The 23,959-nt window shown below is 60.3% G+C and carries 17 protein-coding genes; 16 read left to right on the forward strand and 1 reads right to left on the reverse strand.

Translation table 11 applies throughout. The features are described from left to right. Positions 1-124 precede the first annotated feature (124 nt). The 14 genes from IPP35_10100 (at position 125) to IPP35_10165 (ending at position 16,457) form a co-directional block, all read left to right on the forward strand. Positions 125-1,147, forward strand: a complete 1,023-nt coding sequence (locus tag IPP35_10100) for a cytochrome-c peroxidase (GenBank protein ID MBL0059440.1) — start codon at positions 125-127, stop codon at positions 1,145-1,147. 426 nt (positions 1,148-1,573) lie between these two features. Next, on the forward strand, positions 1,574-2,866 hold the full coding sequence (locus tag IPP35_10105; GenBank protein MBL0059441.1) for an O-acetylhomoserine aminocarboxypropyltransferase/cysteine synthase: 1,293 nt from the start codon (positions 1,574-1,576) through the stop codon (positions 2,864-2,866). Between the two features lie 199 nt (positions 2,867-3,065). Then, on the forward strand, positions 3,066-4,178 hold the full coding sequence (locus IPP35_10110) for a homoserine O-acetyltransferase (protein ID MBL0059442.1): 1,113 nt from the start codon (positions 3,066-3,068) through the stop codon (positions 4,176-4,178). Continuing rightward, on the forward strand, positions 4,168-4,764 hold the full coding sequence (gene metW, locus IPP35_10115) for a methionine biosynthesis protein MetW (protein MBL0059443.1): 597 nt from the start codon (positions 4,168-4,170) through the stop codon (positions 4,762-4,764). The genes IPP35_10110 and metW overlap by 11 nt, the downstream gene beginning before the upstream one ends. Positions 4,765-5,287: 523 nt before the next feature. Beyond that, positions 5,288-6,637, forward strand: a complete 1,350-nt coding sequence (locus tag IPP35_10120) for a porin (GenBank protein MBL0059444.1) — start codon at positions 5,288-5,290, stop codon at positions 6,635-6,637. Positions 6,638-6,681: 44 nt separating this feature from the next. Beyond that, on the forward strand, positions 6,682-7,695 hold the full coding sequence (locus IPP35_10125; protein ID MBL0059445.1) for a sulfate ABC transporter substrate-binding protein: 1,014 nt from the start codon (positions 6,682-6,684) through the stop codon (positions 7,693-7,695). A gap of 87 nt (positions 7,696-7,782) precedes the next feature. Continuing rightward, positions 7,783-8,619, forward strand: a complete 837-nt coding sequence (gene cysT / locus IPP35_10130) for a sulfate ABC transporter permease subunit CysT (GenBank protein ID MBL0059446.1) — start codon at positions 7,783-7,785, stop codon at positions 8,617-8,619. Further along, positions 8,619-9,506, forward strand: coding sequence for a sulfate ABC transporter permease subunit CysW (gene cysW, locus IPP35_10135; protein MBL0059447.1), 888 nt, complete (start codon positions 8,619-8,621; stop codon positions 9,504-9,506). Before cysT ends, cysW begins: the two co-directional genes overlap by 1 nt. Next, on the forward strand, positions 9,507-9,917 hold the full coding sequence (locus IPP35_10140) for a YjbQ family protein (protein ID MBL0059448.1): 411 nt from the start codon (positions 9,507-9,509) through the stop codon (positions 9,915-9,917). 113 nt (positions 9,918-10,030) lie between these two features. Next, entirely contained in the window at positions 10,031-10,432 is a 402-nt protein-coding gene (locus IPP35_10145) for a hypothetical protein (GenBank protein MBL0059449.1), read from the forward strand. 94 nt (positions 10,433-10,526) lie between these two features. Continuing rightward, positions 10,527-11,780 carry a TolC family protein gene (locus IPP35_10150; protein ID MBL0059450.1) on the forward strand — a complete coding sequence of 418 codons (1,254 nt, stop codon included), beginning with the start codon at positions 10,527-10,529 and terminating at the stop codon, positions 11,778-11,780. Positions 11,781-11,789: 9 nt separating this feature from the next. After that, on the forward strand, positions 11,790-12,821 hold the full coding sequence (locus tag IPP35_10155) for an efflux RND transporter periplasmic adaptor subunit (protein ID MBL0059451.1): 1,032 nt from the start codon (positions 11,790-11,792) through the stop codon (positions 12,819-12,821). Further along, a complete protein-coding gene (locus IPP35_10160) occupies positions 12,811-16,113 on the forward strand; it encodes an efflux RND transporter permease subunit (GenBank protein MBL0059452.1) in 3,303 nt (1,100 codons plus the stop codon). Before IPP35_10155 ends, IPP35_10160 begins: the two co-directional genes overlap by 11 nt. Then, entirely contained in the window at positions 16,110-16,457 is a 348-nt protein-coding gene (locus tag IPP35_10165) for a hypothetical protein (GenBank protein ID MBL0059453.1), read from the forward strand. Before IPP35_10160 ends, IPP35_10165 begins: the two co-directional genes overlap by 4 nt. Positions 16,458-16,565: 108 nt before the next feature. Here IPP35_10165 and IPP35_10170 read toward each other — a convergent pair whose 3' ends face one another. Next, complete coding sequence (locus IPP35_10170; GenBank protein ID MBL0059454.1) at positions 16,566-16,994, reverse strand: hemerythrin family protein; 429 nt, start codon at positions 16,992-16,994, stop codon at positions 16,566-16,568. A gap of 334 nt (positions 16,995-17,328) precedes the next feature. Here IPP35_10170 and IPP35_10175 point away from each other — a divergent pair, with 334 nt between their 5' ends. Together IPP35_10175 and IPP35_10180 are read left to right on the forward strand one after the other, a co-directional pair. After that, positions 17,329-18,045 carry a hypothetical protein gene (locus IPP35_10175; protein MBL0059455.1) on the forward strand — a complete coding sequence of 239 codons (717 nt, stop codon included), beginning with the start codon at positions 17,329-17,331 and terminating at the stop codon, positions 18,043-18,045. Next, positions 18,042-23,918, forward strand: a complete 5,877-nt coding sequence (locus tag IPP35_10180; protein MBL0059456.1) for a hypothetical protein — start codon at positions 18,042-18,044, stop codon at positions 23,916-23,918. Before IPP35_10175 ends, IPP35_10180 begins: the two co-directional genes overlap by 4 nt. The last annotated feature ends 41 nt before the right edge of the window (positions 23,919-23,959 follow it).

The raw sequence follows: 23,959 nt of genomic DNA on the forward strand, positions 1-23,959 counted from the left end.
ATGGCGTGCCCCCTAACGCCTGGTGGGGAACCAGCCTGGAAAAACTTGAGAAGGGTTCTGCTTTTGCAGCGTTTATTCTAAAATTCGGGTGAATTTTATCCACAGAAAGGAGTCTTCCATGGGCATGAATTCGGTTGTTCGAGGGTTGATTTCGCTGTCTATCGTTGGTTTCTTGGCGGGGGGTGCGGTGGCGGAGTGGGAAGAGTCCGCGGATTATCCCTATCCCGTTCCGACGGGTCTCAAAAAACCGCCGGTGCCGACGGACAACCCCCTGTCGGACGCCAAGGTCGCTTTGGGGAAGGCCCTCTACTTCGATACTCGGCTGTCCGCGGACAAAACGGTCAGTTGCGCCACCTGTCACAACCCCAAAAAAGGGTGGACCGACCAGGCTCCCGTTTCGACGGGAATCCGGGGGCAAAAGGGGGCCCGGAGCGCTCCGTCGGTGTTGAACAGCGCTTATTACGATAAACAGTTTTGGGACGGCCGCGCGCCGAGTTTAGAAGAACAGGCCAAGGGCCCCATCCAAAACCCCATCGAGATGGGCAACACCCATGAAGCCGCCGTGGCGACGCTGAGGGGTATCCCCGGCTACGGGCCCCTCTTCGAACAGGCTTTTGGATCGTCGGAGATCACCATCGACCGGGTGGCCCAGGCCATTGCCTCGTTCGAACGAACCGTGTTGACGGGGAACTCGCCCTACGACCTCTACGAGGCGGGGGATAAAAAAGCGCTTTCCGCCTCCGCGCAACGGGGATTGAAACTCTTTTTCGGCAAGGCCAATTGCAGTGTCTGTCACACGGGGTTCAACTTCTCCAACTCCGACTTTCACAACATCGGCGTCGGCATGACCGCGAAGGATCCCGACCTCGGCCGCGAGAAAGAGACGAAGGACATGGCCCACCGCGGCGCTTTCAAAACCCCCACCCTCCGCAACCTGGCCCACACCGCGCCCTACATGCACGACGGTTCCGAGAAGACCTTGGAATCCGTGGTGGAGTATTACAATAAAGGCGGTTTCCCCAACCCCTGGCGGGACAAGGAAATGAAACCCCTGGGCCTGACGAAAGCCGAGAAAAAAGATCTGGTGAATTTCTTGAAATCGCTGAACGGCGACAAGGTGGAAATAAAAGCACCACCTCTTCCCTGATCAACAATCACCGGCACTCTTGGAGACGCTGGACCGGGGAAGGTGGGTGTCGCTCGGGAAAAAACCATGGCGAAAGGACGTCGGGCAGAACCTCTCTCAGAATGATTTCCCGTTCCGCAATTAACCTGAAAATACGCCGATGGGTGTTTTCTCTGGGTGGGAAATCAATCTGTGCATTTGACATGAGGGGGCGGTCTTTGTTAGGATTCTTGTGATTGGCGGGGCCCCGAACCTGCGTAACGGAAGAAATTCTGGGGCCACGCCTCACGGCGAGGCTTTAATCACCAACTTGCCCCGGCCGGCTCGAGGTTGTGAGCGAACAGGGTGCTAAAGCGGTCCGAGTCCCTCAAGATTTTCTGAAGGCCCGCACCGCAACATCCGGTGGGGGCCTTTTTTTATTGCCCCGCCTAAAAACGGAGTACTCCCATGACACAGTTCGATAGCAAGCTCAAAGCGGAAACGTTGGCCCTGCACGGCGGGCAAGAGGCGGATCCCACCACGGGGTCCCGCGCGGTGCCCATTTACCAAACCACCAGTTACCAATTCAAAAATACCGAACACGCGGCCAACCTGTTCGGTCTTAAAGAGTTCGGCAACATCTACACCCGGCTCATGAACCCCACCACCGACGTTCTGGAAAAACGCATCGCGGCCCTGGACGGCGGCGTGGGCGCCCTGGCGGTGTCCAGCGGGCAGTCGGCCATCAGCTTGGCTCTGCTGAACATCGCCCAGGCCGGGGACGAGATTGTTTCGGCCGACAATCTCTATGGCGGCACCTACAACCTGTTCCACTACACGTTCCCGAAACTCGGTGTGACGGTGAAATTCGCCAAGTCCAACGATCTGGACGCCATCAAGAAGGCGATCACGCCCAAAACCAAGGCGATCTACGCCGAATCCATCGGTAACCCCAAACTGGACGTGGCCGACCTGGAAGGGATCTCCAAAATCGCCCACGCGGCGGGGATTCCGTTCGTCCTGGACAACACCGTGTCGCCCTACCTGCTTCGTCCTTTCGACCACGGCGTGGACATCACCGTTTATTCCGCCACCAAGTTCATCGGCGGTCACGGGACCTCCATCGGCGGTTTGATCGTGGATTCGGGGAAATTCGATTGGACCAACGGAAAGTTTCCGTTGATCGCCGATCCCGACCCTTCTTATCACGGGATCAGGTTCGTCGAAGCGTTGAAACCGATCGGCAACATCGCCTACATCATTAAAGCCCGGGTGACGCTCCTCCGCGACCTGGGAACGGCGATCTCGCCCTTCAACTCGTTCCTTCTGCTCCAGGGATTCGAGACGCTCCACCTTCGTATGCCGCGCCATTCGGAGAACGCCCTGGCCGTGGCGACCTTCCTCAAAAAGCATTCCAAAGTGGCCTGGGTCAACTATCCCGGGCTGGCGGACAGCCCCGAACAAACCCGCGCGAAGAAATATCTCCCGAAAGGCGCCGGCGCCATTTTGGGGTTCGGCATCCAGGGGGGACTGGAGGCGGGCCGGAAATTCATCGACGGCTTGAAACTGGTGAGCCATTTGGCGAATGTGGGCGATGCCAAAACGCTGGCGATCCATCCGGCCACGACCACGCACTCCCAGCTGTCGGCCGAAGAACAAAAGGCCACGGGCGTGACGCCGGACTTCATCCGCCTCTCCGTTGGGATCGAGCACATCGACGACATTCTGGCGGATATCGACCAGGCCTTGAAACAGGCATGATTCAACCCCCACCCTCTCCCCAGCCCTCTCCCGCATCAGCGCCTTTGGCGCCCCAGGGGCCCATCGCTCTACGATGGGCCGCAAGCGGGAGAGGGAGCTAAAGGCTCGCGTCATGATGTATCTTCTCCTTTGCTTTTCCGGCCTCTCTTTCCCTCTCCCGCTCGCGGGAGAGGGCAGGGAGAGGGTGGGGGGTTGATCCATGACCGATCTCCTTTCATCCATCGGCCCTGTCCAGACCCAATCCTTTACTTTTGACCGCCTGATGTTGGCCTCCGGTCAAGAGTTGGGGCCTGTGACGCTCGCCTACCAAACCTATGGCCGGCTGGACGATCGCGGGGGAAATGCCATCCTCCTTCTTCACGCCCTCACCGGGGACGCCCACGTGGCGGGCCTGGTGGCGGGGGAACCTAAACCCGGCTGGTGGGACCCCATGGTGGGTCCCGGGAAGGCCTTCGACACCGACAAATACTTTATTGTTTGCTCCAATGTCATCGGGGGCTGTCGCGGGTCCACGGGGCCGGGCTCCACGGATCTGAAAACAGGAAAACCCTATGGTATTCATTTTCCGGTCGTTACGATCGCCGACATGGTGGAAGCCCAACGCCACTTGATGGACCATCTGGGGGTCCCCGCCTGGTTGGCGGTGGCGGGGGGGTCCATGGGGGGAATGCAAGCGCTTCAGTGGGCGGCCCGTTACCCCGAGAGGGTGCGGAGCGTGATCCCCATCGCCGCCACGCTCAAACATTCTCCCCAACAGATCGCTTTCGACGAGGTGGGCCGCCAGGCCATCATGGCGGACCCGGATTGGCGGGGCGGGGATTATTACGGCCACGGCCAACCCGAGCGGGGTTTGGCGGTGGCGCGGATGATCGGGCACATTACCTACATGTCCGACCAGTCCATGGAGGAAAAATTTTCGCGCCGGATGAAAAATGAAGGGTTCAAATTCACCTTCGACGCCGAATTCGAAGTCGAAGGCTACCTGCGCAACCGCGGGGCGCATTTCGTCCGCCGGTTCGATGCGAACAGTTACCTCTACGTGACCCGCGCCATGGACTATTTTGATTTGTCCGGCGACAAACTTTTTAAACCCGGCACGCCGATCCCTCGATTTCTGGTTGTTTCCTTCAAGTCGGATTGGCTCTATCCCTCCTATCAGTCGAGGGACATCGTGACCGCCCTCCGCTCGAAGCACGGCGACGTCACCTACGTGGAAGTGAACTCCACCTACGGCCACGACGCCTTTTTGGTGGAGTATGACGAGCAAACCCGCCTCATTAAATCGTTCATCGCCAAAACCCATGCGCCCTGACCACGAAGCCATTCTCCGAATGGTGGAACCCGGCGCCAAGGTTTTGGATCTCGGGTGCGGAAAGGGCGATCTCCTGGCCCTCCTGGTCAAAGAGAAGGGGGTGAAGGCCCAGGGCATCGAACTGCGGGAAGAATCCATTTACGAATGCGTGGAAAAAGGGCTCACAGTGTTGCACGGAGACATCGAGGGCGGGTTGGGCGAGTTTCCCGACAAATCTTTCGATTACGTCATTCTCAATCAAAGCATGCAGGAAACCCGGAACGTGGAGTTCGTTCTGAAAGAGGCCCTGCGGGTCGGAAAAAAGGCCATCATCGGGTTTCCTAATATGTGCCACTGGCGCGCCCGGATCGACGTGTTCTTTCGGGGGAGAACCCCGTTGTCCCCCGCCCTGCCTTACCATTGGCACAACACGCCCAACATCCATTTCTTGAGCCTGAAAGATTTCGAAGAGTTCTGTCTTGAAAAGGGTCTCCGGGTACTGGCTCGAGAGGGGCTCACCCGAACCGGGCGGGCGCGGATTTGGCCCAACGTGTTCGGGGAAAGCGCGGTTTTTAAAATAACGGCTGGGGATTTATTCTCTTTATAACGGCGTGGTCCTTTTCCAGATAGGAGGCCACATAGAACGCCATGGCCTCGGTGGGGTTCAGTTTCCCATCCCTGCAGATTGTCAATTCAATTGACAATCTGCAGAATATGAAAGCGCTTGACAAATCGATTATGATTAGGTATAAAGTGAAAATTAACGGTGAGGCTTTAAGAACCAACTTGCCCCGACCGGCTTAAAAAGCGCACAGGGGGCTAAAGCGGCGAAGTACCAGGGCTCTGTCATGTCCCGTGCCGCTTTTTTAGCCGCACGGGTCTTTTTTTTGCAGGATCGGATTTGTTGAAGTGAACGGCGAGGTCCCAAACCCGTGTCGCCGCGGGAAAACTGGGGCCACGCCTAACGGCGAGGCTTTAAGAACCAACTTGCCCCGGCCGACTCATCAGAGTGAACAGGGTGCTAAAGCGGTCGAGTTCACGGAAAATTATTTTCCTGCGACCCGTGCCGCATAACGTGGCACGGGTCTTTTTATTTGGACCCGGCCCAAAAAATGAAAAGGAGAAAGACAATGAAGAAGCAATGGGCAGTGGCCGGGGCGATCGTGTTGAGCGCTTTCGGTTGGACGTCGGTCAAGGCCGAAGATGCTGTCAGCGCCGCCGATCGGTTGATTCAGTTGGAACAGCGTCAAAGCATCTTAGAGAGGAAATACGAAGTCGATCAAGAAAACGCCGCCGCCAAGGCCAAAGAGACGCCCGTGGTGACGGCGAATTCCAAAGATGGGTTCAGCGTGAAGGCGCCGGACGGGTCCTTTGTCTTTAAGATCACCGGCGATATTCAGGCGGACAGCCGGTTCTTCTTGAACGATGCCCAGGACACGGCCAAAGGGTTGACGGACACGTTCCTTCTTCGTCGCGCACGCCCCACGTTTGAAGTGTCCCTTAATAAGTGGATCACGGGGCGACTCCAAACCAACTTCGGCCAGGGGACCGCGACCATCGAAGACGCCTACATCAACCTGGCGTTTCATCCGTTGGTCCAATTCCGCACGGGCCGTTTCAAAGCGCCGCTGGGCCTCGAGAACCTGAAATCAAGCACGAAGCTCACTTTTATCGAGCGCGCGCTTCCCACCCAACTGGTGCCGATCTTTGACCAGGGCGTTCAACTGTGGGGAGAACCCTTGGACGGCCGTTTGAGTTACGCCTTCGCCGTGACCAACGGCGCCGTGGACGGAACCAACGTGGACAACACCGATACCAACGATCGGAAAGAGTTCACCGGACGCCTTTTCCTGAAACCGCTCAAGACGTCGGCTCAACCGCTCTTGGCCGGTTTAGGTGTTGGAATTGCCGGATCCACCGGTCGTCAGGTGGGAACGTCCGCCGCGCCCGGGTTGACGTCGGGCTATAAAACCAACGCGCAAACCAACTTCTTCACGTATACCTCCGGCCGCGCCGTGGCGGCGGGAAATCGGACCCGTTGGTCTCCCCAGTTGACGTGGTATCCGGGCCGATTCGGGGTTCTGGGGGAATACGTGGCCAGCCGTCAAGCCGTTCAGTCCACGACCACTCTGCAAACCACCGATTTGACCCATCGCTCCTGGCAGGTGGCGGCGAGCTATGTGTTGACCGGGGAAGACGTGACGGAAAAAGGGGTCACGCCGCGTCAGCCTTACCAGGTCGGGAAACCCGGTTGGGGCGCATTGGAAGTGGCGGGCCGTTATTCCCAATTCAATGCGGATAAGGCGACCTTTCCGACCTATGCGTCTTTGACGTCCTCCGCGCAAACGGCGCGGTCCTGGACCGGCGGGCTGAACTGGTATGCGACCAATACGGTCAAGATCCAATCCAACTACGAATACACCTCCTTTGATCGGGGGCGGCCGGGACCGGCCATCGGCCCGTGGAGCGGGCGATTCTGACCCGCGTTCAGCTCGCATTCTAATAGCTTAACAGGAGAAACCCCATGTTAAAGCATTCGATTCGGTTTTTGTCAGCGGTGGCCGTTTTGGGGGTGTGGATCGGTTCCCCCCTGGCCGCCAAAGAAATTAAACTGTTGAACGTCTCCTACGACCCAACGCGGGAGCTGTATCAAGAGTACAACAAGGCCTTCGCTTCCTACTGGAAGACGAAAACGGGGGACGACGTGACGGTGGAGCAGTCCCACGGTGGTTCCGGCAAACAGGCCCGGGCGGTCATCGACGGGTTAGACGCCGATGTCGTCACCTTGGCCCTGGCCTACGACGTGGACGCGATCTCGGAGAAAGCGGGGTTGTTCCCGAAGGATTGGCAGGAACGCCTTCCGTCGAACAGTTCGCCCTACACCTCCACCATCGTGTTCCTGGTGCGGAAAGGGAATCCCACGGGCGTCAAAGATTGGGACGATCTCATCCGCCCCGGCGTGACGGTCATCACCCCAAACCCTAAAACTTCCGGCGGCGCCCGCTGGAACTATTTGGCGGCGTGGGGGTATGCCCTGAAGAAGTTCGGGAGTGAGGCCAAAGCCATGGAGTTCGTGGGTAAGCTCTACAAAAATGTCCCGGTGCTGGATTCGGGCGCTCGGGGAGCGACGGTGACTTTCGTCGAACGGGGCATCGGGGACGTTCTGATCGCCTGGGAGAACGAGGCTTTTCTCGCGCTGGAAGATTTAGGGAAAGGCCGGTTTGAAATCGTCATTCCCTCGGTGAGCATTTTGGCCGAGCCGCCGGTCGCGGTGGTGGACAAAGTGGTGGATCGGCGTGGAACCCGCCGAGTGGCGGAAGAATATCTGAAATATCTCTACACGGTGGAAGGACAGACGATCGCGGCCAAGCACCACTACCGACCGCGACTGGAAAGCGTAGCGACCGAATACAGCCACCTTTTTCCAAAGGTGAACCTGTTCACCATCGATGGATTATTCGGCGGTTGGCAAAAGGCCCAGAAGACCCACTTCGCGGACGGCGGGGTGTTCGACCAAATCTACCAACCCGGGCGGTAAGGAAAGAAGGGCGCGCCCCGCCCGGGCAGACAGGCCCGGGCGGGGCAGTTCCCCCCTATCGGCCAAAGCGATACAATCTCTGTCTCCATGAAGGCGTTTAAGAAATCACCAGGCGTTCTCCCCGGGTTTGGCCTTTCGCTGGGCTTTACCCTGTTCTATCTTTGCCTCATTGTCCTCCTCCCGTTGTCCACCCTGTTTGCCAAGGCTTTCCATTTAACCGGGCCTGAGTTCTGGGGTATCCTTTCCTCTCCCCGGGTCCTGGCGGCTTTCCGACTCAGTTTTGGGGCCTCCGCCCTGGCGGCCCTGGTCAATACCGTCTTCGGGCTCTTGGTCGCTTGGGTGTTGGTGCGTTATTCTTTCCCGGGCCGAAAACTGGTGGACGCCATCGTTGATATGCCCTTCGCGTTGCCCACCGCCGTGGCCGGCATTTCCTTGACCGCCGTTTACGCGCCCACCGGCTGGCTGGGCGCGCCACTGGCCCGATGGGGAATCCAGGCGGCTTTCGCCCCCCTGGGGGTGGTGATCGCCTTGATCTTTATCGGATTGCCCTTCGTCGTGCGGACCCTTCAGCCGGTGCTGGAGGCCACGGAACCCGACATGGAGGAAGCCGCCCAGACCCTGGGAGCCTCTCGTTGGCAGACGCTTCGGAGCGTGGTGTTCCCGCCGCTCGTCCCGGCCCTGCTCACAGGGTTCGCCCTTTCCTTCGCTCGGGGAGTCGGGGAATATGGGTCCGTGGCTTTCATCTCGGGCAACATGCCCATGAAAACGGAGATCGCGCCGCTCCTCATCATGACGAAATTGGAACAATACGACTACGCCGGGGCCGCGGCCATCGCCGTGGTCATGCTGGGGATCTCCTTCTCCCTGTTGTTGACGATCAATCTGCTCCAGGCCTGGAGCAGACGGCGGAGCGGGGAAAAATAATGGCCGGCGGCGCTTCTTCCCTCACGCGGATCGGCGGGGCCTCCCCGGCCCGCACTCTCACGGAACCTCGCTGGGTTCAACGGATGGCCATCGGGGCCAGTCTTCTGTTTTTAGGACTTTTTCTCGTCGTCCCGCTCCTTTCCGTTTTTGTGAACGCTTTTTCCAAGGGCTTGGCCGTTTTCGGCCGCGCTGTGGTGGACCCCATGGCCCTGTCGGCGGTCCGCCTTACGCTCTTGACCGCGGCCATCGCCGTGCCGGCCAATCTGGTCTTTGGCCTGGCGGCTTCCTGGGCCATCGCGCGGTTTCGTTTTCCGGGAAAGAATTTTCTTATCACGCTGATCGATTTACCCTTTTCCGTCTCGCCGGTGATTTCCGGCATGGTGTTCGTCCTGATGTTTGGGGCCCAAGGCTGGTTCGGCCCCTGGTTGGCCGACCGCGGGATCCGGATTTTGTTCGCCGTCCCGGGGATCGTTCTGGCGACGATCTTCGTGACCTTCCCCTTCGTGGCGCGGGAAGTGATCCCGCTGATGCAGTCCCAGGGCACGGAGGAAGAAGAGGCGGCTTTCGTGATGGGCGCCAGCGGCTGGCAGATGTTTTGGCGCGTGACGCTTCCCAATATCAAATGGGGTTTGCTCTACGGAATCATTCTTTGCAACGCCCGCGCCATGGGCGAATTCGGGGCGGTCTCGGTCGTGAGCGGCCATATCCGCGGCCGGACCAACACCCTCCCCCTGCACGTGGAAATCCTTTACAACGAATACAATTTTGCCGCCGCCTTCGCCGTGGCTTCCCTCTTGGCGCTCCTGGCCCTCGTCACCCTCGCCGCCAAAACCTGGGTGGAGTGGCGCTTTCGATCAGAAACCGCGGCCCGGCATCCTGAACTTTAAATGAAAAGCCATACCGACTACCTCTGGTTGACGACGAAAAAGCGGCGGGAGATTTTGAACATTACTTCGGTCCTGGCCGGTCAGGTGGAAAAAAGCGGCGTGCGGGAAGGGTTCTGTTTGGTTTCCGCCATGCACATCACCGCCGCCATTTGGGTCAACGACGAGGAACCGGGGCTGAAAGAGGACGTGATGGCGTGGTTGGAGAAGCTGGCTCCCGCCGGGGACTACCTCCACCACCGCACCGGGGAAGACAACGCCGACGCGCACCTGAAACGCACGCTCATGGGCCACCAAGTGATTCTCCCCATCACGAAAGGCGCGTTGGACCTGGGCCCCTGGGAACAGATTTTCTACATGGAGTTCGACGGCCAACGGCGGAAGCGGGTGGTGGTCAAAATCCTGGGGGAGTGAAATCTTCCGTGGCAGGCCCGGCCCCGGATCGCCTGGGCGGGCGCGGGCAGGTCAACAGGAGGAGATGGTTCCGGGCCCTTGCAAAAAGGGCGGATTGGAGTCATACTCTGGTTATGCGACGGTCGGCGGTTGCGCTTTGCGGGCTTTTCCTATTCGGGGTCTATGCCCTGCCGGGGAAGGTTTGCCCCAATGGGCATGAAACGGCGGCCCGGCCGGCCGCAGAGCGGTCGGACCTTCCGCCTTGCCATCGAAAAATGGCGGCCCACAAAGCGGGGCCCGGCGTTCCTTGCGACACCATGGTGTGCTGTCTCGTTCCAGAAGCGACCCGGGGGGCGACGACGGCGGTGGCACTGCCTTCACCTCGTTTTTCCGGCACATTGGTCGCGTCTTCCGTCCTCACGGTTACGCCGGTTCCGGATTTTGTTTCCCGCATTTGTTTTGAAGCCCAGGCCCCTCCCGGGGTTTTGGGACGATTCCCCTCGCACACTTCTCCTCGCGGTCCTCCCCTGGCCTAAACGGGCGGGGGCACCGTTCTTTCCCCGCTCTGTCTGAACCGGCCCCGCTTTTGCGGGGACGGCATTCGTGCGTTTGCGTAGCATAGGGGGAAAAATGAAAATTTCAGGAATGATCATGATTTTAATGGTTTCGGTAGCGGCGGGAGCGGAACCTCCTTTAGCGGAGTTTTTGTCTCTAGAGGACTTGTTGAGCGCGGTGGACACGCGGAGCCCGGAACTGAAATCCGTTCGGGCCGCGGCCTCGGCGGCGGAGGGGCGGGTGGGCCCGGCCGGGACGTGGCCTAACCCGTCGGTGGGATTCTCCCGGGAGAAAATACCCGGTGGGGAGAAGATGAGCCACCTGAAGGGGGAACAAGAAATTCCCTTTCCCGGGAAACTCACCCAGGACGCGCGGATGACGGCCCACGAGGCCCAGGTTCTGCAAGAGCAATCTAGGCAGAAGGCGTTGGCGATTCGGAGCCGGGCGCGGGTTCTGTATTTCGATCTCCGTCGCGCGGAGGAAGTCACTCGGCGAATTTCGGATCAAATTGCGATCGTTGATTCGCTTATGGCGTCGCTCCGGGGTCGGGTGGCCGGCGGAGGTGGGGGGGGGATGGGGGGAGGCCCCCCTGGCGCGGACCTTTTCGCACTGGAAGCGGAGCGCGGGCGCATGTCCAACATGCTCCTCATGGAAAAACAGGCGCGTCTAACCGTCCGGTTTGAATTGAACGCTCTCCTCGATCAATCGCCGGAAGCGCCCCTTTCGGCCCGCGGGGTCCCTGTCTTAAAAGACCCGCCGGGAACGGTGGAATTCTTGATCGAACAGGCCCGCGCCCAGGGGCCGCTTTTTCGTCAGGCTCAACACGAAGAGTCCCATGCCCGGGCCCAGCTCCGCCGCTCGCGGCTGTCTTACGCTCCGGACCTGGCGGTCATGTACGACCGCTCGAAAGATGACGACGGGATGACCGGTTATGAGGCGGGCGTCTCGGCTTCGGTGCCGCTCTGGTGGTCCCGCCCCCAAGGGGAACGGCGCGAGGCCCGCGCCCATATGGAGTCCGCCCAATCGTCGGCCCGGGCTATGGAAAACGAGGTGCTCCGGGCGGTGACGACAGAGCGGGGCGAGGTGGCGACCCGTCTTGCCTTGGCGAGGAGTTTTGAAACCGTCCTTCTCCCCGCGGCCCGAAGTTCCCTCGAACTTTCCCGGCGGCGGTTTGAAAGCGGTTCCTTTCCGTTCGTCCAGTTCTTGGAAGCGCTCCGGACCCTTTCGGCGGCGGAGATCGACTATCAGGATTCCCTGGTGCAATACGCCGTCCACTGGGGAATGTTGGAAGAATGGGTGGGTGTCCCCTTGGACACTCTCCCTCACTAGGAGAACCCCATGAAAAACAAGATCCCATTATTCTTTTTGGCAACGGCGCTCCTGGCCGGGTACGCCTGTCGCCCGGCTTCCGCGCCCACGGAGATGAAACAGGCTCTCTATCATTGTCCCATGCATCCCAGTTATACCTCCGACCGCCCAGGGGAATGTCCGATCTGTCACATGGCGCTCGTGCCCGTGGAACCCGCTCTCCCCATGGATCGAAAGGCGGACGAAGGGGGCGATCGCGCCCCCGTTTATGTGGCGGGGGAAAAAGAGCAGTGGATCGGCGTGCGGACGGCGGTGGTGGAGAAAAAAGAACTGGAGGTCCTGGTCCGTGCCAGCGCGCGGGTTTCTTATGATCCGGACCTTTTCGCCCTCCTGGCCGAACACCGGGAATTTCTGGCGGCCCGGGACCGCGCCGCTTCCGGCGGGAACGCCGAGGCCGCCGCTCGCGCGGAAGGACTGCTCCGATCTTCCCGCATTCGACTGGCCCAGTCGGGCCTGTCGGACGCCCAAATGGACAAGATGGCCCGAGGGGGAGGGCAAGGTCTCCTGGCGGGGTCGGGACCCCGCGAGGTGTATGTTCAGGTCTATGAGGACGAAGCCGGCCTGGTCAAGCCGGGACAGTCGGTGGACTTCACCTCCCCCGCCCTGTCGAACCAAGAGGTTATGGGCCGGGTGGAGTCTTTGGATCGCGTGGTGGACCCCGCGACCCGGACGATCCGGGCCCGCGTGCGCGTCACGGCGGGGGCCGAGGAACTGCGGCCGGAAATGTATTTGGAGGCGGTCATCCACGTGGGACTTGGAAAACGTCTGGCGCTTCCCAAGGAAGCGCTGATCGATACCGGCACCCGGCGATTGGTGTATGTGAAAACGGAGCCGGGCCATTACGTCCCCAAAACCGTCACCGTGGGCAGAGAAGCTGAAGAGGATTTTGAGGTTTTGTCGGGCCTGAGCGAGGGAGACGAGGTGGTGGCCTCCGGCCAGTTCTTGATCGACTCGGAATCTCGTTTGAAAGCGGTGGTGAGCGGAGCTGACCATGTCCACTGAGGCGCCGGAGAAAGAGTCCCCTGGAGGGGCCAGCGGAAAAATCGGGCTCATTGCCCGGATCATCGCCTTCTCGGCGCACAACCGGTTTTTGGTTTTGTTGCTGACCCTTGTGGCCTGCGGCGGAGCGGTCTGGTGCCTCAAGCACATTCCTCTGGACGCCCTGCCGGACCTCTCCGACACCCAGGTCATCGTCTACTCGAAGTGGGACCGCAGTCCGGACATCGTGGAAGACCAGGTGACCTACCCCATCGTCTCGGCCCTCCTGGGCGCGCCGCGGGTCAAGGCGGTGCGGGGGTTTTCGGACTTCGGTTTTTCCTACGTCTACATCGTTTTCCAGGACGGCACCGACCTTTACTGGGCCCGAAGCCGGGTGTTGGAATATCTGTCCAAAATCCAAGCCCAACTTCCGTCGGGTGTTAAAACCGAGCTCGGGCCCGACGCCAGCGGCGTGGGCTGGGTGTTCCAATACGCGCTGGTGGACAAGACGGGTGGGCACGACCTGGCCCAGCTCCGGAGTTTTCAAGATTGGACGCTCCGCTATTGGCTTCAGTCTGTGCCGGGGGTGGCCGAGGTGGCCTCCATCGGCGGATTTCAGAAACAATACCAGGTGAACGTGAACCCCAACGCCCTGGCGGCGCACCGGGTTCCCTTAATGAAGGTCGTCCAAGCCGTGCGGGAAGGCAACAACGACGTGGGCGCGCGCCTGGTGGAATTCGCCGGGGCGGAATACATGGTTCGGGGGCGCGGTTATTTGAAGAATCTGCGCGACATCGAAAACATCGCCGTGGGTCAGGGCATGGACGGCACGCCGGTCCTGGTCAAAAACGTCGCCCGGGTGGTGCTGGGTCCGGACATCCGTCGGGGTGTGGCCGACTTGGACGGGCTGGGGGAGACCGTGGGCGGCATTGTGGTCATGCGCCAGGGCGAAAACGCCCTGAACGTCATCGATCGCCTCAAGGCCAAAATCGAGGACATTCGTCCCTCTTTGCCCAAGGGCATGGAGATTGTGGTGACCTACGACCGGTCGGACTTGATCCACCGGGCCATCGAAACCGTCACCCACGAATTGGCGGGGGCCATGGTGGTGGTGAGCCTCGTGATCCTATTTTTCCTGTGGCACATTCCTTCGGCCATCGTGCCCATCGTGACGATTCCGGTCAGCGTTCTGTTGGCGTTTATCCCGCTCTATTTCATGGGACTCACCACGAACCTCATGTCGCTTTCCGGCATCGCCATCTCCATCGGGGTGTTGGTGGACGGCGCCATCGTGGAGGTGGAGAACGCCTACAAGCGGTTGGAGGAATGGTCGTCGGGCGGCCGGAAGGGCGATTTCCATGAGGTGCGCTTAAAAGCCTTGCAGGAAGTCGGGCCGTCGGTCTTTTTCTCGCTCCTGGTGATCGCCGTGGCCTTCGTGCCGATTTTTACGCTGGTCGACCAGGAGGGGCGGCTCTTCAAGCCCTTGGCCTATGCGAAGAACCTCACCATGGCCCTGGCGGCGGTACTGGCCATCACCTTGGACCCCGCGCTCCGCATGCTGTTCTCACGGATGGACCCCTGGCGGTTTCGGCCCGCTGTCCTCTCGCGGGTGTGGAATGCGGTGACCGTCGGGACCTATTACCCCGAGGAAAAACACCCGGTCAGCCGACGGCTCTTCGCCCTTTATGAACCCGTCTGCCGCTGGACGCTCCGCCATCCCAAAAAAACTCTGGGCGGGGCCCTGCTTTTAATGGCGGCCACCGTTCCGATCTATTTCCGACTGGGTTCGGAATTCATGCCGCCCTTAAACGAGGGTGTTCTCCTCTACATGCCCACCACCATGCCCGGCATCTCCGTAACGGAGGCCCAGCGCCTCCTCCAAACCCAGGATAAAATCCTGAAGAGCTTTCCCGAGGTGGAGCGTGTGTTCGGAAAGGCGGGCCGGGCCGAAACGGCCACGGACCCCGCCCCCTTTTCCATGATGGAAACCACCATCGTGTTAAAACCCCGGGACCAATGGCGGGCCAAACCCCGCTGGTATTCCCGCTGGCCGGGGTTCCTACAGGAGCCCTTCCGGCGGGTGTGGCCGGACCGAATATCCCAGGAGGAGCTGATTCAAGAACTGGATCGAGCCGTGAAACTGCCGGGGGTCGTTAACGCCTGGACCCTGCCCATCAAGGCCCGGATCGATATGCTGACCACCGGGGTCCGCACGCCCGTGGGTATTAAAATTTTCGGCACGGACCTCGCGCAGATCGAAGCGGTGGGAGCCCGGTTGGAACGGCTCTTGCCGGAGGTGAAGGGCACCCGGAGCGTCTACGCGGAACGCACCGCGGGCGGTTATTTTCTGGACGTGGAACTGAGGCGGGACCGCCTGGCCCGGTTCGGTTTGACCGTTCAAGAGGCGGAGATGACGCTCATGGCCGCCGTGGGCGGCGAGCCCGTGACCACCACCGTGGAAGGGCGGGAACGCTACAGCGTGAACGTCCGTTACGCCCGGGAGTTCCGGGACGACCTCTCCGCCTTAAAACGGGTATTGGTTTCCACCATGGGCGGCGCCCAAGTTCCCCTGGGTCAGGTGGCGGAATTCCGGTTCGTTTCGGGGCCCGCCATGATCCGGGACGAGGACGGGCGGTTGGCGGGATACGTTTACGTGGACCTCGAAGGCCGGGACGTCGGTGGATACGTGCGGGACGCCAAGGAGCTGGTGGGGAATAAACTGTCTTTACCCGCCGGCACCACCCTGGTCTGGAGCGGCCAATATGAAAACATGATCCGCGTTCGGGACCGGTTGAAGATCGTTGTCCCTGTCACGCTCCTCTTGATTTTCGTTCTGCTCTACATGAACACGGGGTCGGCGGCCAAAACCTGGATCGTTCTTTTAGCGGTCCCCTTCTCCATGGTGGGCGCGGTCTGGCTTTTGTGGGCCTTGAACTACAACATCTCCATCGCGGTTTGGGTGGGCCTCATTGCCCTCCTGGGGTTGGACGCAGAAACCGGTGTTTTCATGTTGTTGTATTTGGACCTGTCCTATGAGGAAGCCAAACGGTCGGGGCGCCTTCGGGGTCCGGCGGACCTGGAGGAAGCGTTGGTCCACGGCGCCGTCAAGCGGATCCGGCCGAAACTCATGACGGTCCTCACCTCGATGATCGGGCTACTGCCCATCCTGTGGTCCACGGGCGCCGGCGCCGACCTGATGAAACGCGTGGCCGCCCCTCTGGTCGGAGGGCTCGTGACGAGCTTTCTCCTAGAACTGTTAATTTACCCGCCCCTGTACGGAATATGGAAGCGGCGGGAAACGGGAGGTATACGATGAGAAAGGAAATACGGTTGGCGGGGTTGTTGGTGTTGGGGGCCCTGTTGGGGGCGGCTCCGGTTCCCCCGAAAAAAGCGGCGGAGGAACCCTTGTCGCCCGGTCGTTACAGCGCCACGATCAAGGCCTTCGTCTGCGGCGGGTGCGCGGAATGGGTGGAAAGCCATCTTCAATCGCAAAAATCCCTGGAGAACGTGAAAGCCGTTCAGGAAACCAAAGCGTTGAGCTTCACGGTGAAAAAGGGGGCGAAGGTGAAACGTTCCGACGTCCAAAAGGTGTTGGACGCCGCCGCCAAGGAAATGGGGATGGGGGCGGATTATGAAATGACGGCGCTCAGGAAAATGTAAGGACCGAGCGACGGCCCGGCCATGAAGCGTGGGCGTTTTAACCCGAATTACCCAGGCGCCGGGGGCTTTGCGGCTGGCCGGTCTTCGCGTCCTACTGAATTGTCCGGGTTAAGACGGCGATTGAGTCAGGGGAGGAGGGGATGTCGATTTGACCCATGAAGCGTAGGCCAGGTCATCCTTGAGAACATGTTGAGAAAGCCAATCCGCCAGGAATTGACTGACCTCGACCGTGAGGACGGATTGGGTCAATTGATAAGTTTGCGCCATGGCCGTCACATGTTCCATCAATTCCGCGTGGCGCGCTTTATGGGCGCGCAGACCGGGATAGGCGGTCCGGGCCAACAGGATTTCTTCCTTGCTGAAATGGTTGGCGGTGTAATGGATGAGGAATTCGATGGTTTCCGCAACCTGTTCTCGGTTTAAACCCTGGCGCAACGCCTCGTCAAAGGCGTTGACGCATTGAAAAAGTTCCTGATGCTCCCGGTCGATTCCGGGGAGGCCGGTGCGGTATTGGTCGGACCAGAGCATAAGAGCCATAAGAACCCATTGTATCTCCCAAATCGTCCGAAATCAAGATAAATATAGTCATGTATCTTTTTTCCAAAATCCGGGGGATCATAAGATCCGAAAAATAACCCTTGAAAATTTATTATTCAGGGGCTAGACTATCGCCGTATGTGGACCCATCTCACGAGCCAGGATGTTTTCACTGAGGCGGGGCCCGTCGGTTTTCGGCGCGCCGACCGGTTCCAGAAGAGCCTTCCTAAGAGGATGAGACAAATCCGGCAAAAGGCGGGCGAAAATTGTCGCACCAAATGGCCGTTGTGTCGCATGCATGATACCTGATATGACACAAACGAAAGCGTTTTTTATGAACAAAACATTGAAACTCTGGTTTCTGGGTGGTTTAGCCATCCTGGCGGGTCGCGGGTGGGCTGTGGATCAATATGTCATCACAGGTCCCTCCGTGGTCATGGTGGCCGACTCGGACGTCTCCATTTCCTTGGAACCCCGGGAAAAGGGAGAACCCGACGCGACCCCCCATCGGGTCAAATTTGTCGGCCTCCCCGCGGGTTTAACCATCACCCCGGATAATCCCGCGGACGGATCCCCTGTCCAAGGCCCCACCCGGTTTTTCCTTTCTTTTAATGCCACCGTTACCCCTGGGCCCTTCGTTCTTAAGGTTCGGAAATCTGATAACGCGCGAGTGTTGGGCCAAAAAGCCGTTAACCTGGAGCGTTCCGTCGCTCGTTTTAGCCTGACGCCCCTGGCGCGGCCTTTTGTGGGCGTCGTCGGTCAACCCTTTGAGTTACAGATCATCGCCCGGGATGCCACGGGAGCCGTGGTGACTTCCTTTAAAGGCGACGTGGACCTGAAAGCCGTCTCGGGCGACCTGGATGGCGGGAGCGTCACCGGTGACAAGTTCGAGAAAGGGATCGCCACCGTGACCGTCCGATTTTTGGGTGGAGATCCCACCGCTCAGTTCAATCGACTCTCCGCTCGGGCCCGGACGATCTACAGCGGCCAACAGGAGCCCGCCACCGGCCAGCTGGACCTGGCGGTACGGACGGCGGAGCCCGCCCCTTGAAAACCTTAAAACGTGGGATCAAAACGCTGGGATGGCTCTCCCTCCTTTGGGTTCTGGCGGCTTCCCGCGCCCAGGCGGTGGACTCCTACTTTATCTCCATTGCCACTAACGTGATGAGGGGCGATACCAACGTCACCCTGACTCTCAATCCCCTGTCGGGAGGTCTTCCGGACCTGACCGCGCACAACGCGGCCTTCGTCGGTTTACCGCCGGGCGTTAGTGTGACTCCGAACGACACTGTTTTTGGCGTCCCTGTGGCGGGCCCCACGGGTTTCACTCTTTTGGCGACCGGGGCGGCTCCCCTGGGACCGATGATTTTGACGGCGGAAAAAAAGCCGGTGGTGGGCGTGCAGGGAACCATCTCCATCAATATTCAACGGGTGGTGCACCATTTCGATGTGGTTCCCCCCTTCGGGCCCTTTACCGGAACGGCCGGCGTCCCCTTCGCGGTTCAAATCGTCGCTCGCGACAGCGTGGGCGGGGTGGTGAGCGGTTTCCACGATAACGTCGACATCACTGCTTCCACGGGCGACGTGATCGTCAACGGCGTCAGCACGTTCATCAACGGGACCTCGTTTGTCAACGGTATCGCCGTGGCCACTATCCAGATGAACGGCACGGATCCCGGTTCCCGCACCAACCGGCTTTGGGCGACGGCCCAATTGACCTACGTGGCGGCCGGGCAAGCGGCTCCCGCCACGGGCTATGTGGATATGACCATCAATCCCAACAGTTTCGACCACATTACGTTGCTGTTTCCAGGGGAACGTTTAACCCCGGGCACCGGGGCGGGAAAAATCGGCGCCGCCAACCCCGCCGTGGCCGGGATCGGCGTGCTCAATGTTTCCACCTTTCTGGTGGACCTTTACCACAACCCTGTGATCTCGGCCCCCGGATCGGTTTCCGTTGTCTACACCTCGCTTTCCCATCCGGGCCCTCCAAATCCGCCCGGCGATATTTTCCCCGGCCTCCGAACGATCAACAGCGGGAATCAGGATTTGATGAACGGCCTGTTCTCCTTTACCATCTCCGGTGTCAACCACACGATCCGGGCCCAGGTTTTTCCGGGCGGCCCCATTTCGGATAGTTCCATCTTCGTCAATAGCGCCGCGCCCAGCAGTGTGGAAATCTCCACCATCTCCACCCCCCAAACGGCCACCAGCTTTTTCGCCGTTTCGGCCCGGGTTCGGGACGTGGCGGGGAACACCGTGGTGTCCTACAATGGCCCGATGACGGTTTCGGCCAATAACTGTTTAGGCACGGGGCTCGGAAACAATACTTTAGACACGAACCCCGGCTTGGGCGGCGTGCAGAACACGGTCAATTTCGTCGCGGGTGTTTGGGTGGGAGCGGTCAAGGTGTTGCGGGAAAGTTTGACGGCCTGCATCCGCTTCGACGATGGCGCGGGTTTCACCGGGGATTCCAACCTCTTTTTGAACAATCACGGTCCCCTGGACCACCTGCACCTCGTTCTCCCCGGGCAGTCGTTTACGCCTGGGGCCTACCCCGGCAACGATCCAAGCCTCCCTCCCAGCCCCCAGTTGGCGGGGAACGTCGTCGCGGTTCAAGTGTGGGCCGTGGACGCCAGTTGGAATCCGGTGCCGAGTCCCGCCAACCCGGTCACCATCGCCGCCGACAACAGCGCGTTTCCCGCTTACGTGGACATCCCGGGGACTCCCAATATGGTGCCATCGGGGGGGCCCTTAAGCATCGCTGGGATTACTCTCCGAACCGCCTATCCATCGAGCCTTCAGCGGCTGACGGCTTCCATGTCGGGCACGGCCTTGGGGGTGAGCGACTATATGAACGTCGGGCCCCGGCCTTACAACCAGATCATTTTCGTCGCGCCGGGTGAAACCCTGGAGCCCGGGATCAACCCCATCGCCACGGGGGAAACCGATGGAAAAACTGGCACCATTTCAACGGCCGCCGTTAATGTTCCCGTGAGGTTCGACGTCTATCTGACGGATAGTTATTTTAACCCGATCACCAATCCGCCGTTGGCCGGGGGGCTCTGGCCGATCCTGAACTTCACCCTTCCCAGCGGCGGGGTCTGGACCCTGCCTTTCGTGAACCCCTTTCAAATGTCGAGCGGCCTGTTTCCCCAGCAATTGACGCTCGGGACACTGGGGCCCAATGTGGTCCGCGTGCGCGACAACAGCCCCATTCCCAAACAAGTGGACACGACGATTTCCGTTCAAGCCGGCCCGGTGGACCATTTCGTCGTGACGCCGAACGCTTTGTCCGTGACGGCGGATCCCATTCCCAATCAGACCGTGGGCGTGCCCTTTCTTCTGACGTTCAAGGCGTTTGATCAGTTCAATAACCTTTCGAAGAATTTTGGGGGGCTGGTCCAGTTGGAGTTGTGGGAGAATGGCGCACCCGTGCCCTACGCGGGGACGATTTCGCCCAGCACCATCACCTTCGTGGCCGACCCCGTCTTGGGGGGCGTGGTGACGCAACCCATCACGATCACCTACGCGGGGCCCTCTTTGCTGACAGGGGCCGACCAGCTTCAAGTCAGGGCTTTCTATAGCACCTCCACGGTCCGGGAGGGTTTCAGCGCCCTGTTCAATGTGAAGGAATTGATCGTCTGCTCGGGCATCGTCCTCACTCTTCCCGGCGAAACCCGCACGCCGGGGTTGGGGCTTGGGTCGCTGAAGTCCGGAAGTCCCAGCGGCGTCCTGGCCGGCAACTCTTTCCCCGTCACGGTGACGGCCGTGGATCTTTACGGAAACAAGATCGACCAGGCCGCGATCGCGAACCTCGGTCTGCCGACCCTGGGAGTCTTCGCCAATCTGGGGTCCCCGGCTCAGGTGGTCCTGGCCAACGGCACGGGCACGGGGTTCGTTCAGGTTTATACGGCGGGACCTTCGGTGATCGTGGCGTCGATCACCGCGCTCGGGTTTCAGAACAGTTCCACGGTGACCGTGAACGCGGGTTCCTACTCCGGGGGAACCGGCCGGTTGCTTCTTCTGGCGCCGGGGGAAGTCCACTTTCCGGGTTCGCCCTCGGACCCCGGGAAAAACAGCGTCTCTATCAGCTCCGTCCAGGCCAACACCTCCATGAGTTACACCCTTCTGGCCTGCGACCGTTTCTACAATAAGGACGTCACCTATTCAGGCAACACATTTTCTTTGAATTCGAACGACACCGCCATCTCGCTTTCAGGCGTGGCGGTCAACAGCGGTTCGACGACGGTGAGCGGCGTTTTCCTCCGGGGTATGTTGCCCACGAACCCCTGCACCGTCCGCGTCACCGCCACCGACCAGTCCGCCCCAGCCAAAACGTCCTATTCCGACGTGCCTGTCACTCCGGGCGCTTTTTACCAATTCACCGTTCTTCCGGCCACCGCGTTGGCGGGCCAGAATTTTAATATGACCGTCACCCTGGTGGATCCGGTCAGCGGTCTTCCCGTTCCCACTGCCAATAACGCCATTAACCTCCAGGCCCTGGACCCGGCTCTCTCACCGGCCACGGTCCCCCTGGGAACCGGCGTGGCGACCCTCAACGCGGGGAGCGTGATCATTCCGCAAAGCTACAGTTACGTGGAGACCATTCGGATCCGGGTCACCGACAGTTTTAACCGCGTGGCGGATTCCGGAAACATCACCATCACGCCGAACGGTTTGAAATACGTCGTCACCCTTCCCCCGGCGGCCAAAAGCACCGACGACATTTTCTCCGTCACCGTCGGACTTTACGACACGATCCAAGACGCACTCCCGATTCAGGACACCAGTTATCAACATACCTTCGGCGTGTCGGTGGAGGTGGGAACCAGCCCGGCCGTGGGGAGTTTTCCGGTGTCCGCCGCCACCCTCACGAACGGCCTAGCGACCTTTAATTTCAGCTACACCAAGGCGGAACACATCGTGGTCCGCGCCTCGGGCACTTTGGGCGTGTTTCCGACTATTGTCGGTTTTGACGATATGGACATCACCCCCGGGGCCTACGTCAAGGTTCAAATCCTCGCTCCGGGGGAGGTCGCCATTCCGGGCATCCCTTCGTTGACGGGAAAAGATTCCTCCGGCTTGGCGGCCCAGGCGGCGCAGGAATCCTTTTCGGTTCAGGTGAACGCGGTGGACCGCTATTGGAACGTCGTCACTTCGCTGAACACCGCGTTGGCGCCCAGCGTGAGGCTCACTTCGTCGGACGGTGCGCTGGCCGCCATGCCCGTCCAGTCGTTTTCCAACGGGCAAGCGCTCTTCGCGGGTGTCAAACTGAGCGCGCCTCCCCAGGTGACCGTCACGGCCCAAGACATCTCCAGCGTCAGCCTTTTCCCGCAATCGGTGGTGATTCCCATCACGGGCCGGACCTATGTGGCCGTCTTGACCCCCAATTTTCCGCCGAATTTTTACAGCGGCCCCCCTCGAGATTTCCATGTGGACCTGTCCCTGTACCGTTTCACCGGGGTGAGCACCGGCGCCCTCGTGACCGGTTTTACGGGCACTGTGGATATTGAGCCTGTCACGTTGTCCCTCCAGCCTCTGCCCGTTGGCAACCTGGTCATCGTGAACCCGCCGGTCCCGGACGTGAATCACCCTAACCGGGTCCGCATGGACCCTTCGGGTCTTTTGAACCTCACCTTGGGTTACCGGGTGGCCGAAGACGTCATTTTGAAATTCGTCGACGAGGGGGGCTGGCAGGGGTTCAGCGCTCCCATCCATTTCATTCCTCGCGATGTGGACTACGTGGCCACTATCCCGGCGGAAAATCGCGTGGGTCCGCCGGACTCGTTCACCATGACGGTCGCCCCCCGGGATCGGGACACCGGGACCACCGCCAAAAACTGGTCCCAGCCGGTCACCCTCTCCGCCGTGAGCCCGGCGGCGCTTCCAGTAACGGGAACCCTTCAGGTCACGAACCTTCTGATCAACGCGGGGGCCTACACGTTCCAGCAGGCCTTCTCCCAGGCCGGCCTCTTTTATTTCCAAATGACGGACGGCGTGCGGACGTCGACCAGCGCTTCCATGAATTTCATCCCGGGCCCCTTGGCCGGTTTGACCACCAACCTCCCCGCTACATTGGAAGCCGGGACCACCCAAGCCATTCAGGTGACGCTGGTGGACGCCTACTCCAACCCCATCCCCAATTTGCCGGTGACCTTCCAACTCCCGGACCCGACCTTCGGGACTCTTTCGACCCTGAGCGGGGTGTCGGACGTCGCCGGCCAGGCGTCCACCCTGTTCGTGACCAACGCCCAGAAGTCGGGCACCGGGGAATTCGTTGGGGCGTCTGGCGGCGCCAGCGTCCGTCAATTCTTCCGTCTGCTCGGGCCCCCGCTGACGACGCTCCGGGTCGGCGGCCGGGGAGTGGCGGAGGACAAGGGGTTCGCCATCAAACCAGGCGACCCCATCTTCCTCGACGTTCAGGTGGAGACCGGCACGGTCCTTCTCTCTCTCAGTTATTCCATCGACGGGGGGCCGACCCAGGTTTACGGCGGCCCCTTCGTGATTAACGACGTGGGTCGGCACACGGTTCAATATTTCGGGGTGACCCAGTCGGGGGTGATTCATACGGAAACCCTCAAAACCAGCAAGACCCTTTTCGTTTCGGCCCCGACGACTCCCGACCAGGGGTTGCTCAACTACCCGAACCCTTTCCGGGCGGGACGGGACCTCACGTATCTGGAGTATAACCTCCCGGGGGATTCCGGCGTTCGGTTGACCATCTACGACCTGATGGGTCAGAAGGTTCGGGAACAGAGTTTCTCCCAAGGGGAAGCGGGCGGTCAGACGGGATTGAACCGGATCTCCTGGGATGGACGCAACGATGACGGCGTGGCCGTTGGAAACGGCGGCTATGTGGCCGTCTTGGAATCGGCCATCGACGGAAGCACCTTCAAACGAAAGATAGCGGTGATCAAATAATATGACCCCACGAACTTCTGGTTCTCCCTTCTCGTCCCCTC

It is taken from the genome of Elusimicrobiota bacterium (assembly GCA_016721625.1).
Taxonomy (GTDB): Bacteria; Elusimicrobiota; Elusimicrobia; order FEN-1173; family FEN-1173; genus JADKHR01.

What these genes read in the sequence shown, in the direction of transcription:
- IPP35_10100 (MBL0059440.1), top strand. Translation starts at nt 125, where the DNA reads ATGAATTCGGTTGTTCGAGGGTTGATTTCGCTGTCTATCGTTGGTTTC.
- IPP35_10105 (MBL0059441.1), top strand. Translation starts at nt 1,574, where the DNA reads ATGACACAGTTCGATAGCAAGCTCAAAGCGGAAACGTTGGCCCTGCAC.
- IPP35_10110 (MBL0059442.1), top strand. Translation starts at nt 3,066, where the DNA reads ATGACCGATCTCCTTTCATCCATCGGCCCTGTCCAGACCCAATCCTTT.
- metW (MBL0059443.1), top strand. Translation starts at nt 4,168, where the DNA reads ATGCGCCCTGACCACGAAGCCATTCTCCGAATGGTGGAACCCGGCGCC.
- IPP35_10120 (MBL0059444.1), top strand. Translation starts at nt 5,288, where the DNA reads ATGAAGAAGCAATGGGCAGTGGCCGGGGCGATCGTGTTGAGCGCTTTC.
- IPP35_10125 (MBL0059445.1), top strand. Translation starts at nt 6,682, where the DNA reads ATGTTAAAGCATTCGATTCGGTTTTTGTCAGCGGTGGCCGTTTTGGGG.
- cysT (MBL0059446.1), top strand. Translation starts at nt 7,783, where the DNA reads ATGAAGGCGTTTAAGAAATCACCAGGCGTTCTCCCCGGGTTTGGCCTT.
- cysW (MBL0059447.1), top strand. Translation starts at nt 8,619, where the DNA reads ATGGCCGGCGGCGCTTCTTCCCTCACGCGGATCGGCGGGGCCTCCCCG.
- IPP35_10140 (MBL0059448.1), top strand. Translation starts at nt 9,507, where the DNA reads ATGAAAAGCCATACCGACTACCTCTGGTTGACGACGAAAAAGCGGCGG.
- IPP35_10145 (MBL0059449.1), top strand. Translation starts at nt 10,031, where the DNA reads ATGCGACGGTCGGCGGTTGCGCTTTGCGGGCTTTTCCTATTCGGGGTC.
- IPP35_10150 (MBL0059450.1), top strand. Translation starts at nt 10,527, where the DNA reads ATGAAAATTTCAGGAATGATCATGATTTTAATGGTTTCGGTAGCGGCG.
- IPP35_10155 (MBL0059451.1), top strand. Translation starts at nt 11,790, where the DNA reads ATGAAAAACAAGATCCCATTATTCTTTTTGGCAACGGCGCTCCTGGCC.
- IPP35_10160 (MBL0059452.1), top strand. Translation starts at nt 12,811, where the DNA reads ATGTCCACTGAGGCGCCGGAGAAAGAGTCCCCTGGAGGGGCCAGCGGA.
- IPP35_10165 (MBL0059453.1), top strand. Translation starts at nt 16,110, where the DNA reads ATGAGAAAGGAAATACGGTTGGCGGGGTTGTTGGTGTTGGGGGCCCTG.
- IPP35_10170 (MBL0059454.1), bottom strand. Translation starts at nt 16,994, where the DNA reads ATGGCTCTTATGCTCTGGTCCGACCAATACCGCACCGGCCTCCCCGGA.
- IPP35_10175 (MBL0059455.1), top strand. Translation starts at nt 17,329, where the DNA reads ATGAACAAAACATTGAAACTCTGGTTTCTGGGTGGTTTAGCCATCCTG.